This is a genomic window from Metabacillus litoralis (assembly GCF_020524045.1).
GTDB classification, from domain to species: Bacteria; Bacillota; Bacilli; order Bacillales; family Bacillaceae; genus Metabacillus; species Metabacillus litoralis_C.
Genome location: NZ_JAIVKL010000007.1, coordinates 244,770 through 264,716 on the forward strand (window position 1 = coordinate 244,770; position 19,947 = coordinate 264,716).

At 35.7% G+C, this 19,947-nt stretch carries 9 protein-coding genes; 7 read left to right on the forward strand and 2 right to left on the reverse strand.

Annotation, left to right across the window (positions count from 1 at the left end; all coding sequences use genetic code 11):
- Position 1: 1 nt before the first annotated feature.
- On the reverse strand, positions 2 to 1,735 hold the full coding sequence (locus LC076_RS13240) for a sensor histidine kinase (protein WP_226669569.1): 1,734 nt from the start codon (positions 1,733 to 1,735) through the stop codon (positions 2 to 4).
- A gap of 67 nt (positions 1,736 to 1,802) precedes the next feature.
- Entirely contained in the window at positions 1,803 to 3,500 is a 1,698-nt protein-coding gene (locus tag LC076_RS13245) for a methyl-accepting chemotaxis protein (RefSeq protein ID WP_226669570.1), read from the reverse strand.
- Positions 3,501 to 3,859: 359 nt separating this feature from the next.
- On the opposite strand from LC076_RS13245, the gene LC076_RS13250 reads away from it, so the two are divergent.
- The 7 genes from LC076_RS13250 (at position 3,860) to LC076_RS13280 (ending at position 19,923) form a co-directional block, all read left to right on the forward strand.
- Complete coding sequence (locus LC076_RS13250) at positions 3,860 to 4,879, forward strand: ABC transporter substrate-binding protein (protein ID WP_226669571.1); 1,020 nt, start codon at positions 3,860 to 3,862, stop codon at positions 4,877 to 4,879.
- A 232-nt stretch (positions 4,880 to 5,111) separates the two neighbouring features.
- Positions 5,112 to 6,635: a sugar ABC transporter ATP-binding protein gene (locus tag LC076_RS13255; protein WP_226669572.1), complete on the forward strand. Its 1,524-nt coding sequence runs from the start codon at positions 5,112 to 5,114 to the stop codon at positions 6,633 to 6,635.
- A gap of 1 nt (position 6,636) precedes the next feature.
- Positions 6,637 to 7,659 (forward strand): ABC transporter permease, encoded by a 1,023-nt coding sequence (locus LC076_RS13260; protein WP_226669573.1) that lies wholly within the window; start codon positions 6,637 to 6,639, stop codon positions 7,657 to 7,659.
- The gene (yjfF, locus tag LC076_RS13265) at positions 7,656 to 8,651 is read left to right on the forward strand and encodes a galactofuranose ABC transporter, permease protein YjfF (protein ID WP_226669574.1); all 996 of its coding nucleotides are present in this window, start codon (positions 7,656 to 7,658) and stop codon (positions 8,649 to 8,651) included. Before LC076_RS13260 ends, yjfF begins: the two co-directional genes overlap by 4 nt.
- A gap of 49 nt (positions 8,652 to 8,700) precedes the next feature.
- Positions 8,701 to 14,679: an immunoglobulin-like domain-containing protein gene (locus LC076_RS13270; RefSeq protein ID WP_226669575.1), complete on the forward strand. Its 5,979-nt coding sequence runs from the start codon at positions 8,701 to 8,703 to the stop codon at positions 14,677 to 14,679.
- A gap of 95 nt (positions 14,680 to 14,774) precedes the next feature.
- Entirely contained in the window at positions 14,775 to 17,621 is a 2,847-nt protein-coding gene (locus LC076_RS13275; RefSeq protein WP_226669576.1) for an immunoglobulin-like domain-containing protein, read from the forward strand.
- A gap of 103 nt (positions 17,622 to 17,724) precedes the next feature.
- Positions 17,725 to 19,923 (forward strand): family 43 glycosylhydrolase, encoded by a 2,199-nt coding sequence (locus LC076_RS13280; RefSeq protein ID WP_226669577.1) that lies wholly within the window; start codon positions 17,725 to 17,727, stop codon positions 19,921 to 19,923.
- The last annotated feature ends 24 nt before the right edge of the window (positions 19,924 to 19,947 follow it).

Sequence of the window (19,947 nt, forward strand, 5' to 3'; positions counted from 1 at the left end):
ATCACCTTTCAGATGGAATAATTAAGCTAACACGAGTACCAGAGCCATACCAACTATTAATTTTTAACCCAAAAGGCTCTCCATAATGAAGGGATATCCGTTGATGAACATTGACCATCCCAAAGCCCCCGTTGTCTTTCTCAAAGGGAATCCCTTTGGCTAATTGAGCTCGTATGTGTTCTAGTTTCTCTTCCTCAATTCCTATGCCATTATCAATCACATCAATACAAATATATCCTTCAGGAGTAAAATCAGCTTTGATTCGGACAAATCCTTTACCTCTTTTGTTTTTGACACCATGATAGATCGCATTTTCAACAAGAGGTTGAAGTGTTAGCTTAACAATTGAGTAGCTCAATATATCGTTATTTAAGTGAAAAGTGACATCTAATATATCTTGATACCTCATTTTTTGAATCATTAGGTAGTTACGGATATGATCTATTTCATCTTCCAAACTAATAACATCTTTCCCCTTACTTAGAGAAATTCTAAAAAAATGAGATAATGATTTGGTCATGTCGATAACCTGTGGTGTTTTCTTTGCTTCTGCCATCCAAATGATGGTTTCAAGTGTATTGTATAAAAAATGAGGATTAATTTGAGCCTGCATTGTACGTAGCTCTGCCATTTTTAGTTGCTTTTGCTCGTTAACACTTTTGTAAACAAGTGATTTAATTTTAGTAATCATCATATTAAAACTGTTACCTAATTCGGCAATTTCATCTGTTCCTTCTTGACTGATTTTCGTATCAAGATCCCCAAGGGAAGCCTCCTTCATTTTTTCAGACAGGTTATGTAGAGGACGGATCAACTTTGAGGTGATAAAGTAGTACAGTCCAATTGTGAAAATAATACTTGATGCTACACTTAGGAAGATTAAACTTTTGATTTCGTTTGCTTCTTTTGTCATGATTGTTAATGGAACAGATCTTATCACTTTCCATCCAGTAATATCAGATGTTTTGAACACATGAAAAGTAGAAGAGTCTGTAAAAAAACCAGAGCTTTTATCTTTCATGTCTTCATTTGAAGATACAGTAGTAGATAAGTTTGCATCTTCTGGATAAGAAAATAACACTTCACTATGTTCATTTTCAATATGAAAGGTTCCTGATGATCTTTTCGCAGCATCTTGAAGAATTTCTTCGAAAATTTTTGCTCGAATAATTATATTTATAAATCCTATGACTTCTTTTGATGAATCAGAAACAATTGTACTTGTCATTGAAAGAGCAGGGTTGCTATTTTTGTAAACGGGTTCAATAAATGTTTTGCTTGGATCAGTTAGCAACTTGAAGGAAACGTGACTATTGGATTGATTATTTAGTTGATGTACACCTCGATCTTCACTGACGACTTTTCCATCACGATCAATGATTCTTATATTCATGATGCTATCGCTATACTGGTAGCTTTCTCTATAAAGTTTGATCATGCCTAAAATATTTTTAGCTTCCTCTGCTGTATTCACATGATCAATTAAAAATTGAACGGTACTTTCCTGTTTGCCTATTTCGTTAAACCTTTTAATATCTTGAATAATAGAGTCAAACTCTCTTCCTAATTGATCAACTTGGATTTGAACTAATGTATAGGATTTTTCAGAAACAATATTATACGATTTAACATAAGAGACAATTCCGACAAATATGAGCGGAAGAACTGTTAAAATAATGAACATAACGAGTAGTTTGATTCTTAAACTTGAATTCATCCATTTCTTAAACTTCATATTTAACCCAACCATTCAATAGTGTTTATTTAGTGCATGAAAAAGAAATGATTAGATAGATAGTAAATTAGATAGTAAATTGTCTGATATTATCTTTCATTTCCTGAATTCGTTCCACAAGCTTAAATGATGCGTCTGAAACTTCTTCAAGTGTTGTTAGTTGCTCTTCTCCCATTGCAGCAATTCCAATCACCTCAGTTTTACTCACCTTCGAGCTATATTCAATTTCAGAAATAGTGGAGCGAACAGATTCCATTTGTTCAAAGGCATCTTGCATATTTGATGTGATATTCTGGAATTCAACTTGCTCGTTTTTACTAACTTTCTGGACTTTATTAAAAGCATCTTTGATTTGTTCCGTTATATTTATGCTGTTATTTATGTCCTCTAAATGATGTTGGATCTGATTTTTGATGGAGGAAAGACTTTGATGAATGTGATGCATCTCTTTCTCTGATAGTTGAGATACTTTACATAATTCATTAGAGAGATCGACTATTCTGCCGATTGTTTTTTGCCTTTTATGATCTGATTGTTCTTCTTCATTAAGATATTGTTGATGAGATATTACATTGGCTTCACGAGCAATGAGTGTGATCAGCCGGGATCTTTCATCCATTTGCTTTGTATGGTTCTGAATTTTGTTTATTTCAGTACTTAAGTGCTGTGCTTTTATATTTAATTGGTTAAATTTTTGTTGGAAAATATTCATGTGTTGTTTGATCTTTTCTAGTGTTAGTTGGGTTTCATTAGAATACAGATTCATATTATTTGATTTTGATAAGATATCGTTAAACTTGAGAAAAACAAGATCAAAAGTAGTGGCTGATTTATTAATAAGTTCATCCTGTCTGTGAAGATTAATTGAGATCGTTTGAGTTGCTTCTGCAACCTCTTCGCCAGCTAATCTGTTTTCTAATATACTTTGGTGAATATCTTTTGAAGTTAAAACAACGAGATCATTCGTTTTTCTGACATTCATAATGATATCTTTTAAATTATAGAACATACGGTTATACGATCGGCATAAGTCGCCAATCTCATTTTTTGATGGAATCGCAATTGCACCCACCGTTAAATTGCCTTCTGCAATTTCATTTGTTTTTTTACCTAACGTTCTAATTGGTTTGACGAAGCTTCCAGAAATAAACCACGCGAATAAAAATGATAAGATAATAACAGTGATAAATGAAAAAATATAAATCGTAATATCTCTTTTTAAACTAGTGACAATCGTAAGTTGAGATTGTTCACTTGCTTTAAGTGTTGATTGAAGGAGGGTTTGTACTTGCTCATCAATTAAGTCTGTTATGATTGTTATGTATTCATAAGTAGTGTTTCTTTCGTCTGCTGGAACATTACGCTGAATTTGTTCTCCAAGCTTATCAATATAGTCATTTGCAGACATTAAAGTTTCTCTAACATTGCTAATTTCTTCTGTAAATCTCCCCTTTTTATCATCATTCTCAATTGTATTTAAGTTTTGCTTCATATTACCAAGAAGCTCGTATTGGCTTCCTTCTCCAAAAGGAACTCTACCGTAAGCTATATCTCTAATTTCATTATCCAATTGTTGCTTTAATTCTCCATTAATAGAATTTGTTAATGTAATAGTTTCCATCATCGCGTTATATTGCCGTACATACCCAACAAATAAGTAGATTTGAACACAATTAATTGCTGCAAGCCAGAGAAGAATAACCAAAAAAACAAGAATGAGTCTTGTCCGTAATGAGAGATCAGACAATTTAATTTTCGATTTCACTATATCTCCCCCTAAATATATTTATATTTTATCTAAAAAATTTTAACTATCTTGATCTTGTTACAGCAAATTAATATATCTCTAGGATTATATTATCCTTTCTACATATTTATATATGAAAGTAAATTAATATTATCAGAAAATGATTAGAAAATATTGAATAGTAAAAATATTATAATTTTACATAAAAATAATGCAATAAAATAAATTGAACATTTTTATTGCTAAATTATTTGTATTTTGTTCAAAAGTTTATCCATTTCAATCACTTGTGGAAGCGCTTTATAATTAGGATATACCAATTCTGGTAAAAATGCGAATTAAACCAAAGAATTGGAAGAAAAGGGGAGGAATTACTTATGGGGAAATTGTTCAAAGGAAAAGCGGTTCTTTTTTTAATCATGTCAGTGATGCTTTTGCTAGCTGCATGTAGTTCATCTGGTACTGGAGGAAATACAGACAACTCAGATACTAGTTCAGGAGATTCATCATCTAGTGACAAACTGGTTATTGGTTTTTCACAAGTAGGTGCTGAAAGTGAATGGAGAACAGCTAATACAAAATCAATGCAGGATGCCATAAAAGCGGCAGGACATGAATTAAAGTTCTCTGATGCGCAACAAAAACAAGAAAATCAAATAAAAGCAATACGCTCATTTATTGCTCAAAAAGTAGATGCAATTGTCTTTTCACCAGTTGTTGAAACTGGGTTTGAAACCGTTTTACAAGAAGCTAAAGATGCAGGAATCCCAGTATTCCTATCAGATCGAGCTGTTGACATCGAGGATGACTCTTTATGGGTGACATTCTTAGGATCTGACTTTGTTGAAGAAGGTAGAAAAGCTGCTAACTGGTTAGTGGAAGAAACAGCTGATGTTGATGGTGACGTAAATATCGTTGAATTACAAGGAACTGTAGGTTCGGCACCAGCGATAGATCGTAAAGAAGGATTTGAAGAAGTAATCGCAGATCATCCTAATCTGAAAATCACTAAATCTCAAACAGGCGACTTTACACGTGCAAAAGGAAAAGAAGTTATGGAAGCATTCTTAAAATCAGATGGAGAGAACATCGATGTTCTTTATGCTCATAACGATGACATGGCAATTGGTGCAATTCAGGCAATTGAAGAATATGGTCTAAAGCCAGGTGAAGATATTAAGATTATCGGAGTAGATGCAGTAAAAGGTGCTTTCGAGGCTATGGCTGCTGGAAAAATGAATGTAACTGTAGAATGTAATCCATTATTTGGACCGCAAATGGTTGATTTAATTGAGGCACATCTTGCAGGCGAAACAATTGAAAAACGTGTAGCTGTTGAAGAAAGCATGTACACAATGGATCAAGCTGAGGAGCTACTTCCAACACGTGAATATTAAAAGGCTCTGAAAGATTGTGCTAATTGAGAGATACGATAACCTCTTAAAACAGTGTTTGATTTCAGATTGGTTTATTTATAAGGAAAGATGCCACTGAGTTTACCAGAACAACGACATGAAATAATACTGAAATAGAGCCACTAAGTCATAGCAAAGTCATCTTTAAAGAGACTTAAAGCTAATTCTTATGTGGCTTTATATAATCAGAAGATCTCTGTTAGGAGGAAATTTTATGCAGCAGAAGCAAACTCCGATGCTAGTTATGGACGGGATAACAAAGGAGTTTCCAGGAGTAAAAGCTTTGTCAAATGTACATTTGAATTTATATCCGGGCGAAGTTCATGCCTTGATGGGGGAAAATGGCGCTGGTAAGTCAACATTAATCAAAGTGCTAACAGGTGTATATACAATTGAAGAAGGTACGGTAACTCTTGAAGGTAAAAACATTAAAGTATCAAATCCCTTAGATGCTCAGGATTTAGGTATCAGTACAGTTTATCAAGAGGTTAATCTCTGTACAAACTTATCTGTCGTAGAAAACATATTTATCGGCCGCGAAATCATGAAAAGAGGTCGAATCAATTGGAAAGAAATGAACCGACAAGCAAAAGATCTATTAAAAACGAGGCTTAACTTAGATATTGATGTGACAAAATTGTTATCTTCCTATTCAGTAGCTATACAGCAAATGATTGCAATAGCACGAGCACTTAATGTCTCAGCAAAAGTATTAATTTTAGATGAACCAACCTCAAGTCTTGATAAAAATGAAGTCAATCATCTATTTAATGTGATTCGAAAGCTAAAAAGTGAAGGCTTGGCGATTGTTTTTGTCAGTCACTTTCTTGATCAAATCTATGAGATCACGGATCGCTTAACTGTTTTACGAAATGGTCAGTGGATTGGTGAATATATGACAAAAGAGATTACGAGATTTGATCTAGTCACAAAGATGATAGGCAAGGAATTAACAGAGCTTGGTCAAAAAGCGAAAAGTATTGGTGAGGTGAAAGAAAAGGATAGCAATCTTTTTTTACAAGGGAAAAATGTATCAAAACAAGGGAATATAGATGCCTTTGACATTACGATACACGAGGGTGAAATTGTAGGTCTTGCAGGTCTTCTTGGTTCAGGAAGAACAGAATTAGCAAGATTATTATTTGGTGCAGATAAAGCTGACACAGGTGAGATTTTTATACAAGGTAAAAAGACAAAGTTGAATTCTCCTAAACAAGCCATTTCAAATGGAATTGCTTTTTGCTCTGAAAATAGAAAAACCGAGGGTATTATACCAGACTTAACGATTCGAGAAAATATGATCCTCGCCATTCAAGGGATACAAGGCTGGTTTAACTATATTCCAAAGAAAAAGCAAATTGAAATTGCTGATGAATATGTGAAGCTGCTAAATATTAATCCACCAAATCCAGAGCAATTAATCAAAAATTTAAGTGGAGGAAATCAACAAAAGGTCATGTTAGCAAGATGGTTAATCACGAATCCTAAACTTCTAATTCTTGATGAACCAACAAGAGGAATTGATATTGGGGCAAAAGCTGAAATCCAAAAACTTATGCTTTCTTTAAGTGAAGATGGAATGTCTATTTTATTTGTTTCTTCAGAATTAGAAGAAGTCATTAGAACGTGTAGAAAAATTGCCGTTTTAAGAGATCACAAAAAGGTTTCGGAAATTGAAAATAATCAACATGTTACCCAAAAAGACATAATGAAAGCAATGGCTGGAGGAATGGTATGACATGATGAAATCTAAATTATTTTGGCCAATCATTGTATTGGTATTAATCCTTTTAATCAATCTGTTTTTTGATAAAAGCTTCTTTTCTATTGAAGTGAGAAACGGACATTTAGCAGGTAGTTTAATAGATATTTTAAATAGAGGTGCACCTCTTATTCTCATTTCTATCGGCATGACATTAGTTATTGCTACAAAAGGAATTGATCTTGGTGTTGGTTCAGTCATTGCCATGGCTGGTGCAGTTGGAGCGATGACAGTAAGTGGAGCAAGTGGAGACAGCTTAGTGCCTTTATTTATGGCAATTGCTTTTGTGATTGGAATTTCTTTATTAACAGGTGTCTGGAATGGTGTTCTCGTTTCACATATAGGAGTACAACCAATTGTGGCAACTCTTATATTAATGGTTGCTGGTAGAGGTGTCGCACAGCTTATTACAGACGGACAAATCATGACTGTTTATTATGATCCTTACACGTTTATCGGTGGAGGCTATCTTTTCATGATTCCTTTTTCCATTTTTATTGTAGCGGCAGTTCTAGCCATCGCTTCTTTTTTAACGAGAAAAACAGCGATTGGTTTATTTATTGAATCTGTTGGTGCTAATCCAGAAGCAAGTCGTTTATCTGGTATAAACTCTAAAAACATTCTTTTAATGGTTTATATGTTTTCTGGTCTTTGTGCTGGTATTGCAGGATTAATTTTAAGTTCAAATGTTGCAAGTGCTGATGGAAATAATGCTGGTCTTTGGTATGAGCTTGATGCCATTTTAGCTGTAGTAATCGGTGGTACTTCGTTAAATGGCGGAAGATTTTATTTAATGGGAACCGTCATTGGCGCTCTTATTATTCAAAGCTTAACAACAACAATTTATTCAATTGGTATTGCACCTGAGATCAATCTTGTTGTAAAAGCGATTGTTGTATTAATTGTTTGCTTATTACAATCACCAGAGTTTAGAAAGAAATTAACAAATTATTTTCCAGCAAGAAAAACAGCGAAGAAAAATGAGGGGGTTGCTTTATGATGAACAAGCTACATTTAGATTCAAAACAGTTACCCTTAATTGCGACAATTTCGCTGTTTATTTTGATGTATATATTTGGATCTTTAAGGTATACAGGATTCTTTTCAACTCAAGTATTTTTAAATCTTTTCATTGATAATGCATTTTTAATTGTTGTTGCAGTGGGAATGACATTTGTCATTTTATCTGGTGGAATCGACCTTTCTGTAGGCTCAGTTATTGCATTAACTAGTATGGTAGCTGCTAGTTTAACAATGAATGCTCAGTTATCACCATGGCTAGTTGTTCCTATTAGTTTACTAGTTGGGACAATACTTGGGTTTGGTATGGGATGTCTTATTCATTTCTTTAATCTACAGCCATTTATTGTCACACTAGCGGGGATGTTTCTAGCAAGAGGCTTAAGCTACTTAATAAGTGTAGAAACAATTTCGATAGATAGTGAGTTTTTTAGTTTCATGGCGAGTACAAGAATACCGATCGGGGGAGGGAATTTTATCTCGATCAGTGTAATCATTGCTTTAATCGTCGTGTTAGCAGCGATCTATATTGCTCATTTCTCAAAATATGGACGTAATATCTATGCTATAGGTGGAAATGAACAATCTGCACTATTAATGGGATTACCTGTTGGACGAACAAAAATCATGATTTATACAGTGAGTGGGTTTTGTGCTTCTCTTGCTGGGTTAATCTTTACCTTTTATATGCTATCTGGTTATGGGTTGCATGCAAATGGACTTGAATTAGATACGATTGCTGCTGTTGTTATTGGAGGAACATTGCTTACTGGTGGTGCTGGTTATGTAGCTGGAAGTGTTGTAGGTGTCCTCATTTTAGGTATTATTCAGACGGTTATTGTGTTTGAAGGAACATTAAGTTCATGGTGGACTAAGATCGCCATTGGTGTATTACTTCTATTGTTTATTGTACTGCAGCGAGTGATCGTCATTAGAAGCAAAACGAATAAGTCCGCAGTATCTTCGCATTAGGTAGGTTAAATTGAGAAATGAAAATCAAATTCCTATTGGAGAGTGAATGATGAGAACGAGTAAAAAGAAATATATTTCTGTTTTCGTACTAACTGTCATGTTATTTAGCACCCTTTTAGGATCGTTTCAACCAGTTGCTTCTGCAGAAGAAGGAAAAAATTTGATTTTACATTATGATATGAAAACAATTGCTAAGGATTCAAATGGCGTAATTAAAGTAAAAGACCTTTCAGGTAAAGGATTGGATGGAACTTTCAAAAATCCTGAAAATGGTCAAATAGTCAACAATTCGAAAGCAGGTTATATCTCTTTTAATGGAGGAAATGCCAATTCGAAAAGTGGCTATATTGAAATTCCAAAATCTAATGATGGAGCAGATCTATTAACAGGAGTGGAGGATGTCACAATATCCTCTCTTGTTAACTGGAGTAATGATGGACAAAACCGTTGGATCTTTGGTTTAGGGAAAGTGTCAAGTGATATTGAAAACGGAAACAGCTATTTTTTTGCTACGCCTAGACATGGGATAAACAATAGCAATGTTGCTGCAACTGGAATTTCTCAGGCTGGCTGGCGAAATGAAGCACTTATCCGCGCAACAGAGGGATTAAAGGCAAATTCATGGGAAGTTGTAACCGTTGTCTTTTCAGGCTCTACAGATACATTATCACTATTTGTAAACGGTGTGAAGGTAGCATCAGGATCGGCTAAAGGGAAAAAATTAGCTGACATTATTGATTCAACTGCAAGCTTTTCTGGATTTATTGGTAAATCAATATTCCAAAATGATCCCTATTATAAAGGGATGATTGGAGATTTCCAAGTACACAGTAAAGCTTTTACAGATGAAGAAGTGAAAGTGTTAGCTACTGAAACTGCTAGTAAAATCAACGAAATTGATCAGCTTGTTATTGAAGATGCGAAGAATTCTTTGGATGTAACAAATTATTTAACAAATGGAGATCGTGATAAAGATCAAATAAAGCATAATATTAATCTTCCTAAAAAAGGAAAACATGACGTTGGCCTAACTTGGAAATCAAATAAAGCAGAAGTAATTACAAATGAAGGGGTAGTTACAAGACCATCTGCTGAGAATCCTGATGCTATGGTTGAGCTTACAGCAACACTTTCATATAAAGGACTAACGGTAGAAAAGACATTTAGTGTAACAGTGATTAGTGATTTTTCCAATCAACAACGAGCTGAGTTAGATGCTCAAGAGTTAAGGATTGTTAATCAAAATAATGTAAAAGGAAATTTGAGTTTACCAATAACAGGAGAAAATGGTTCCACAATTACTTGGGAATCCTCTCATCCTACAATCATTAAAGGATCTGAACAAGCTTCGGTAAACCAAAAACAACTTGGATGGGTAACACGACAGAATAATGATACGGTCGTTACATTAACAGCGACTGTTACGAATGGTACATCAGAAATAAAAAAGAACTTTGAGGTTACAGTTAAAAAGAATCCAGGAAAAAAAGAATATGATGCTTATTTCTTTTCATACTTCACAGGTGAGTATGAAGGTGGAGAGGAAATCTCCTTTGCAACAGCGGAGGACCCTTTAAAGTGGAGAGCTTTAAATAATGGACAATCGGTTATTCAATCAACAATGGGTGAAAAAGGTTTAAGAGATCCATTTATTATGAGATCACCAGAGGGTGATAAATTCTACATGATTGCAACAGATTTGAAGATGGGAGAAAGTACAAATTTTGACCAAGCTCAAATAACTGGAAGTCATGCAATTATGATCTGGGAATCTGAGGATCTTGTCAATTGGAGCGAACAACGAATGGTAGAGGTTGCTCCAAAAACAGGAGGAAACACGTGGGCACCTGAGGCTTATTATGATGAAAAAGCAGGCGAATATGTTGTATTTTGGGCATCATCAATGAAAAACGAAGAAACATATGGGAATTTTCCTAACGGAAGACCTGCTGGTCAGTATAATGTGATGTACTATGCAACAACAAGAGATTTCCATTCATTTTCAGAGCCAAAGGTGTTTATAGACGAGGGGTTCCCTACTATTGATACAAGCTTTATTGAAAACGAAGGTTCATTATATCGTTTTACGAAATCTGAAGTTGGCTATAAAGTTTATTACGAAAAAGCAACTGATATTTTTTATGATAAAGATGGAATTAAGGAAAATGGTTATCAGTTTGATCCGATTGCTGGAACGAAAAATGGCAATCGTGGATTAATTGGTCATGGAGGTAACAATGAAGGTCAAACTGTATTCAAAGACATTCATGAAGACAAATGGTATTTGTTTTTAGATTCGTGGCCTTATCATGTACGTTGGACAAACGATTTAGATGATGGAGAGCAATTAGTGAATAATGTGTTAGAAGAGTCAGAGTATGCACTACCACCAGGACCAAGACATGGCACAGTTATTCCAATCACAAGGGATGAATACAATGCGCTACAAGAGAAGTATGGAATGGAAAATCAAGAGCCTTCTAAAGAGCCAGTTGTTCATTATTCATTTGATTCAATAGATGGTGCAACTGTAAAGGATGATTCAGGAAATGGTCATGACGCTCAATTAGTAGGCGGTGCAGAAGTAGATTCAGAAGATACAGTAGGGCAATCTTCAGGTTCGATAAATCTTGATGGAACAACAGGATATGTTGAATTACCAGAAAACATTATTAAGAATTTGAACTTAAAAGGAATGACAATGTCTAGCTGGGTGAAAGTGAAGGGTAATCAAGCAAATCAGCGAATCTTTGATTTTTCCTCTGATACAGGAAGAACAGCAAACAGAAACACGATGTATTTAAGTACACAAGGTGATTCAGGGAATTTAGAGTTTGCTACAGTAACACCTTTCACTGAAAAATTCAGTAGTGCTTCAGCTACATTAGCAGACAATTATAAATATGCCATCACAGCACCAAAATTATCGACAACAGAATGGCATCATGTGGCTGTTACAATTGAGGACTTTGATGCCGTCATTTATGTTGATGGTAAAGAGGTGGCAAGAAACTCTACTTTTAATGTAGAGCCTAGAATGCTTTTAGAAACATCAATGAACTATTTAGGAAAGTCTAGTAAAGCTGGTCATCCTTTGTTTAATGGTAAATTTGATGAATTTAAAATTTTTAATCATGCACTTTCTGGTGAGGAAATCTCAGAGCTAGCACAAGATGACGTTACTGAACCACCAGATGAAGAGCCATCAACTCCAGAGTTAATCCTTGATTATGATATGAAAGATATTGAAGGTGTCACAGTGAAGGATCGTACTGGAAAATATAATGGTACATTCGTTAATCCTGAAGAAGCTGAATTAATCTCAATTGGTGATGAGGGAGTTGTTAAGTTTAAGGGTGGTACAACAGATTCGTATATCGAGCTACCAGAGGGTGTATTAGAAACCCTTGAAAGTGTAACCGTTTCCTCTTTAATTAATTGGAACGGAAATGCATCAGCTGAATGGCTTTATTCACTTGGGCAGAACAATAGCAAATATTTATATTTTACGCCTAAATATAATGCTGATAGCAGCATGCGTTTCGGAATAGCAACAGATGGATGGAGAAATGAAGTATCTGCAAAAGCATCAACTTTACCGGCAAATGAATGGAAATTAGTTACAACAGTCTTTAACGGTCAAGAAGATTCTCTGAAAGTGTATATTGATGGTGAATTAATTGCCTCTGGTCAAAATAATGGAATTTCATTAGAAGATATAAAAAATACAGCTGGAAAAAGTGGTTATATAGGTAAGTCAATGTATAACAATGATCCTTATTTCGGTGGAATGATAGCCGACTTTGAAATTTATAATGGGGCATTATCAGAAGCTGATATAAGTAATCTTACAGATGCGGCTGAGGAAGAAATAAAAGAAATGGAGTCGTATTTATTGGAAGACGCAGCAGCTAAGTTAAATTACTCACATTTCCTTGGTAAAAATGAAAGTGAAAAAGAAATAAAAACAGATTTATCGTTCCCGAATAAAGGTGAAAACGGAACAACCATCACATGGCAATCAAAAAGTGAGAATATCATTACAAACAATGGAAAAGTGAATAGACCTGCTTATGATGATGGAAGTAAAGATGTTGTTCTTGTTGCCACTTTATCAGATGGAACAAATTCACTAACAAAGGAATTTACAGTAACTGTTATCAGAAAACCGATAGATCTTGAAACAGTTATCGAAGCAGCAGAAGCATTAAAGGTTTACAATATCCAAGATGTTCGAGGGAATTTAACTTTACCAACAAAAGGATTAGATAACACAACGATCTCATGGAATTCACAGGATCCTAAGATCATCACAGAAACTGGTGAAGTTAACCGACCGGTCCATGGTGATGGAGATAAGCTTGTTAAGTTAACTGCAACAATTTCTCTAAATAACCAAAAAATTACGAAGTCATTTATGGCGAATGTAAAAGAGCTACCTGAACAAAAAGATTATAAAGGATATGTGTTCAGTTATTTTACAGGTGAAGGTTATGAAAATGGTGAACAAATTTATTTTGGACTAAGTGAAGGTAATGATCCGCTTCATTGGCAGGAACTGAATAATGGAGATCCAGTGTTCACTTCAGAATTAGGAGAAAAGGGACTACGAGATCCGTTTATTATTCGTTCCCCTGAAGGAGATAAATTTTATCTAATCGCGACTGACTTAAAGATTCATGGGAATGGAGATTGGGGTGCAGCCCAGACAACTGGAAGTAGATCAATCATGGTATGGGAATCAACAGACTTAGTTAATTGGTCTAAGCAAAGAATGGCTGAAGTTGCTCCTCCAGAAGCGGGTAATACGTGGGCTCCAGAAATTTTTTATGATGATTCAATTGGTGAGTATGTAATTTTCTGGGCATCAAAGCTATATGAAAATGAAAGCGATCGAAATAGTGGTAATAGCTACCAAAGAATGATGTACACAACAACCAGAGATTTTCATACTTTCAGTGAACCTAAAGTGTATATGGATTACGGTTATTCAATTATTGATACAACAATGATCGAGCATGAAGGGAAAATCTATCGTTTTACAAAAGATGAAAGAGGAACATCGTCCTCAACACCTAATGGCAAATTCATTTTCCAAGAGGTAGGGAATTCTGTTCTAGATCCTAACTTTCAATCGATTAAAGAAGGAATTGGAAAAGGAGCAATAAGTCGTGGAGAAGGACCAGCTATATTTAAATCAAATACTGAAGAAAAATGGTATTTATTTATTGATGAGTTTGGTGGAAGAGGTTACGTTCCGTTTGAAACAACTGATTTAGCTTCAGGAGAATGGACGGTTCCAGAAGATTATGATTTACCTTCAAGACCTCGACATGGCACAGTTTTACCTGTTACTCAGGAAGAGTATGATGCGTTATTAGAAAATGTGCCAGTAGAGATAGAAGAACCGAGTAGCGATAAAAAAGTAACAGGTGTAACGATCCAACAGGAAACGATGAAACTAGTTGTTGGTGATGAAACAAAACTAGTAGCAACAATTACTCCGGAGGATGCTACAAATAAGGATGTTGTCTGGTCTAGTAATGATGAAAACATCGTTGCTGTTGACGAGAATGGCACCCTTACAGCGAAGCAACCAGGCACAGTATTTATAAGTGTAACAACCATTGATGGTGGTTATATGGATGTCATTGAGGTTGCTGTTGAAGAGAAACCACCGGGAGATGGAGAAGAGCCTCCAGGAGATGGAGAGGAACCGCCAGGAGATGGAGAAGATCCACCGAGTGATGGAGAGGAACCACCAGGAAATGGAGAAGAGCCTCCAGGAGATGGAGAGGAACCGCCAGGAAATGGAGAAGAGCCTCCAGGTGATGGAGAGAACCCACCAGGTAATGAAGGTAAGACACCGAGTGAAGGTAAACAAATAGGAAACAAGGAAAAAAATACTCAAGATAATGAGTTACCAAGTACGGCTACTAATCTATATAACTATGTGATACTAGGTATGTTCTTACTAATTGTAGGTGGATCCCTACTTGCTGTTAAAAAAAGAAAAATGAAGCATTAAAGAAGAACTGGCCTTCAAAGCTAGTGATAGCTTTGAAGGTCAGAATTTTGGATTACTGAAAATAAACTAATCAAATAAATATAGAGGAGAAAACGATGAAAAAACCAAGAAAAAACAAATTTCTACCATTGATCACAAGCTTAGTTATGGTATGTGCTGTATTACCAGGAACGACCACTATATCAAAGGTAAATGCAGCATCAAATGCTGAAAAAATTCTTGACTATGATATGAGTAACATCAACGGAACAACTGTTGTTGATAGTGCGGGTCAATTCGACGGCACTCTGGTGAATCCTGAAGGTGTTGATTTAATTACAAATGAAGGAACAAAAGTCGTTAATTTTGAAGGTGGAGACACAGCATCATATATTGAAATTCCTAATGGTGTTTTAGATGGGTTAGAAAGTGTCACTGTATCTTCTTTAGTGAATTGGGAAGGCTCTGGTGGTGCTCAATGGTTATATGGTTTAGGTCAAGATGATACACATTATGTGTACTATACACCATCTTATATTGGTGGAGCGACAGATCGCCTTGGAATCGCAACAGACGCTTGGAGAAATGAAACATTTGCAGCATCTCCTAAATTATCTGCAACAGAATGGAAATTAGTAACAACTGTTATAAATGGTGCAGAGGAAAAATTAGAAACCTATGTAGATGGACAGCTTGTTGCAACAGGCTCAACAAATGGTTTTACATTAGAAGATATTAAAAATACAGACGGAATTAGTGGTTATATTGCAAAGTCATTTTATGCACCTGATCCATATTTTGGTGGAATGGTTGCAGATTTTGAAATCTTTGGAGGAGCTTTAACTGCACAGGATGTAAGCGTTTTATACACTGAAGCGGAAAAGAAAATTGATGAGATAGGCGGCTTAGATGGGTATTTTGTAAACTATGCGGCAAATCAGCTTGATGCAAGTTCTTTCCTAAAGTACAACGTAAATGAAAATGAAATTATGACAGATTTACAATTACCTGAAAAAGGGGCTTATAAAACAACGATTACTTGGCAATCAAATAATCAAGACATCATAAGCAATGAGGGAAAAGTACAAAGACCTTTGTATAGTGAAGGAGATCAAACGGTTGTGTTAACAGCAACTGTAACGGATGGAAAAACAACTCAAACAAAAGAGTTTACTTTAAAAGTGTTAAAAGGTCTTGAAGAATCAGTGGCATTACAAGAGGATGCTGATGCTCTAGAACTCCACCATGCAAGCGATGTTCGAGGAAACCTACCTTTACCTACTAAAGGTGAAAATGGCTCAACCATTTCATGGGAAACAAGTGATTCTACTATTGTCACAACAACAGGAGAAGTGAATAGACCTGAGCATGGTAAAGGTGATGTAACAGTGGATCTAAAAGCAACACTTAGTCTTAATGGAAAATCAGTTGTAAAGGACTTTACCCTTTCTGTTAAAGAAATGCCAGAGAAGGATGAAGAATATGCAGCCTATTTAATGACTTATTTTAATGGAGAAGCATATGCAGATGGAGAGCAGGTTCGCTTTGCATTGAGTGATGGTAATGATGTAACAGAATGGAATGAAATAAATAATGGTGATCCTGTTCTAACTAGTAATTTAGGTGAGAAAGGTTTAAGAGATCCTTCGATTATCAGATCACCTGAAGGAGACAAGTTCTATTTACTTGCAACAGATTTAAAAGTTTATGGAACAAATGGAAATTGGGGGAGAACAGTGAGAGAAGGTAGTAATTCTCTCATGATTTGGGAATCTACAGATCTAGTTAATTGGTCTGAACAAAGAATGGTTGAAATTACTTCACCAGAAACAGGAAATACATGGGCACCAGAGGTTTATTATGACGATTCTACAGGAGAGTATATCGTTTACTGGTCTTCATTTGTTTATGATAGTGTAGCTGATCGCTATGGAAATGGAGCAAGTCACAACCGAATCATGTACGCAAAAACACGAGACTTTTACACATTTACTGAACCAGAAACATTATTAGATTTAGGTCACGATATTTTAGACACGGTTGCTATTGATTATAAAGACAAAGTTTATCGTATTACGAAAGGAACGTACTATACAGAAAAAGAGTTAGGAGGAGAAGAAATTAGAGAACATGTTTTCCAGGAAGTTGGTGATTCTTTCTTTGGAGATTTTGAATTAACAAAAGAAGGAATTGGTATGGATGTTCTTGATCATGGTGAAGGAGCGGAAATTTTCCAATCAAACACTGATGAAGATAAGTTCTATCTGTTAATTGACGAATATGGAAATGGGAGAGGCTATACACTTTTTGAAACAAATGATATCGCTTCAGCAGATTGGAAGCTTTCAGAGGATATTAATTTGCCAGATCGACCTAGACATGGTGATGTTCTTTCACTAACTAAAAAGGAATTTGAGAGATTGAAAATTAATATTCCAGGTGTTGGTGTTGAAGTGATTGAGCCAGGAGATGGAGAAGAACCGCCAACAGATGGAGAGGAACCACCGACTGATGGGGAAGAACCGCCAACAGATGGAGAGGAACCACCGACTGATGGGGAAGAGCCACCAACAGATGGAGAGGAACCACCGACTGATGGGGAAGAGCCACCAACAGATGGAGAGGAGCCACCGACAGACGGTGAAGAGCCACCAATAGATGGGGAAGAACCACCGACAGATGGAGAGGAACCACCGACAAATGGTGAAGAACCGCCAACAGATGGACAGGAGCCACCAACAGACGGTGAAGAACTGCCAACAGATGGAGAGGAATCACCGATAGACGGTGAAGAACCACGTACAGATGGAGAAGAATCACCAAATAAGGAAGACCAAAAACAAGCAGGAAATATATTACCAGCAACAGCAACATCACTATATAACTATTTAGTTATCGGACTAGTGTTATTAGTAATTGGTGGTCTTACTGCCATAAGAGCAAGAAGAAAGCTAGATTTGTAAATTAGTAAGGGGGCTGATTCAGTAGAATCACCCCCTGTTATATAGCCAAGAATCTTTCATTCCAAAAAATAAGAGTTAAGATATTAAATGTGGGAGGAAAACCATGAAAAAAACAATCATAATGCTTCTCATGGTGTTATTAATGATCGGATCGTTCGTTCCAATTTCTAAAGCGGACAATCCCGTTATTAAGGATAATTTTAGTGCTGATCCAGCAGCAATTGTACATGATGGGAAAGCTTATCTGTATACAGGTCATGATGAAGCGGCTACTAATGGAGATTTCTTTGTGTTGAAAAAATGGAGTATCTATTCTTCTAGTGATCTTGTCAATTGGAAGCTAGAAGGATACATGCCACGTACAGAATTTGAGTGGGCAACAGGTGATTCTGCTTGGGCTTCACAAGCAATTGAAAGAGACGGTAAATTTTATTGGTATGTAACAGTTGATAATAGTGACCAAAATGCACCAGGTTTTGCACTCGGAGTGGCTGTATCTGATAACCCAGCAGGTGGATTTAAAGATGCGATAGGTGGTCCACTTGTTATTAGTACGGATACGGAAAACCCAGAAAATATGGGATCAGATTCTTGGGATGATATTGATCCAACAGTGTATATCGATGATGATGGTCAAGCCTATTTATATTGGGGTAATACTCATCTTTATTATGCAAAATTAAAAGAAAATATGATTGAGCTTGATGGTGAAATCCACAAGGTAGATATCAAAAATATGCCTGGTACGTTTACTGAAGCACCTTTTCTCCATAAATATGATGGAAAGTATTATTTAACATATGCAATGAATTATCCAGAAGAGTTAGTTTATGCAATGAGTGATAGCCCAACAGGTCCATGGGAGTATAAAGGAAAGCTTATGGATACGCTTGATAGCAGTGGAACAAGTCATCAAGCTGTTTTAGAGTTCGAAGATGAATGGTATTTCATTTACCATACAGCAGCTCTTCCTACTGGTGGTAATTACAGAAGATCAGTAGCTATAGAGAAATTGAACTACAATCTTGATGGCACAATTCAAAAAATCACTCCTACGGCATCTGGAATAAGTGATGCTAGCTTTTCTTTAAAGTCATATCATGATCAAAGCAGATATGTTCGTCATCTAAATGGAGACCTTAGAGTTGATCCTATTGACACTAACAGCTTAGATTCTAGATGGCATACTGTTGATGGACTAGCAAATAATGGAGAGGATTTTATTTCCTTTCAAGCAGAGAATAAACCGGGCTTTTATTTAGTAAGAAATGGTTCAGATATAGAACTGAAAAAACATGATGGAACAGATAGCTTTAAAGAAGCGGCAACGTTTAAGAAGGTTCCAGGATTAGCAGATAGTAACTGGGCATCTTTCCACACTCTCAATGATGAAGAATTATATTTATATCAACGAGATAATTTTACATTTGGTGTTAATGCAGTAGATTCTGCTGAACAAAATGGTCGTGCTACATTTGAATTAGCGGAAGCAGATGTTACAGAAGTAGTATTAGATAAGACCTCACTAACATTAGAAGAAGGAACATCAACAACTCTACATGCAAAAGTAACACCGAACACAGCTCTTAATAAAAAAGTTTCCTTTTATTCTAGTAATTCAGATGTTGCGACAATCTCTGAATCTACGTATGACGCTAAAACGGGTCAAACGTCAATCACTCTAAAGGGAAAAACTGCTGGATCAACAGAGATTATTGCTGTAACAGAGGATGGTAACTACTCTGCAAAAACAACTGTTGAGGTCAAAAGGCATGAAGAAAATCCGATTGAGATTAAAGATGTCGTAATATCTAGCCATTCAAAATCAAAAGAAATCAGTATTGAAGGAATTCTGAAAAATCAGTCTGGAAGAGACATTACCGTGAAAGTAGAAGATCCAAACGGGAATTTCGCTTATCTAGATCAAACAACTACGAATGATCATGGCAGCTTTGCTTTTGATTTTATACTAAAAGATGAGGTAAATGGAGTATTTCAAGTGAGTATCGGTGCTGCTGATTTGGAAAAAGTGTATAAATCTAGCTTTACCTATACAATAGATGCTCCAGATTCAGGAGATAAAGATGGTCCTGGTAAGGGTGATTCTCCTAATAAGGATAAAGAAAATCCAGGTGATAAAGCTGAGTCAGCAACTGATAAAAATGATGATTCAAAGAACAAAGATGGAAAAGGTCTCCCTAGTACTGCTACTAGCATGTTTAACTATCTAGTTACTGGTGCTCTTTTAATAGTAGGTGGAGTAGTTACGATTTTTATGAGAAAGAGAAAAATACAAGAATAATAGAATTGAGAAGTAGAAAGTGAG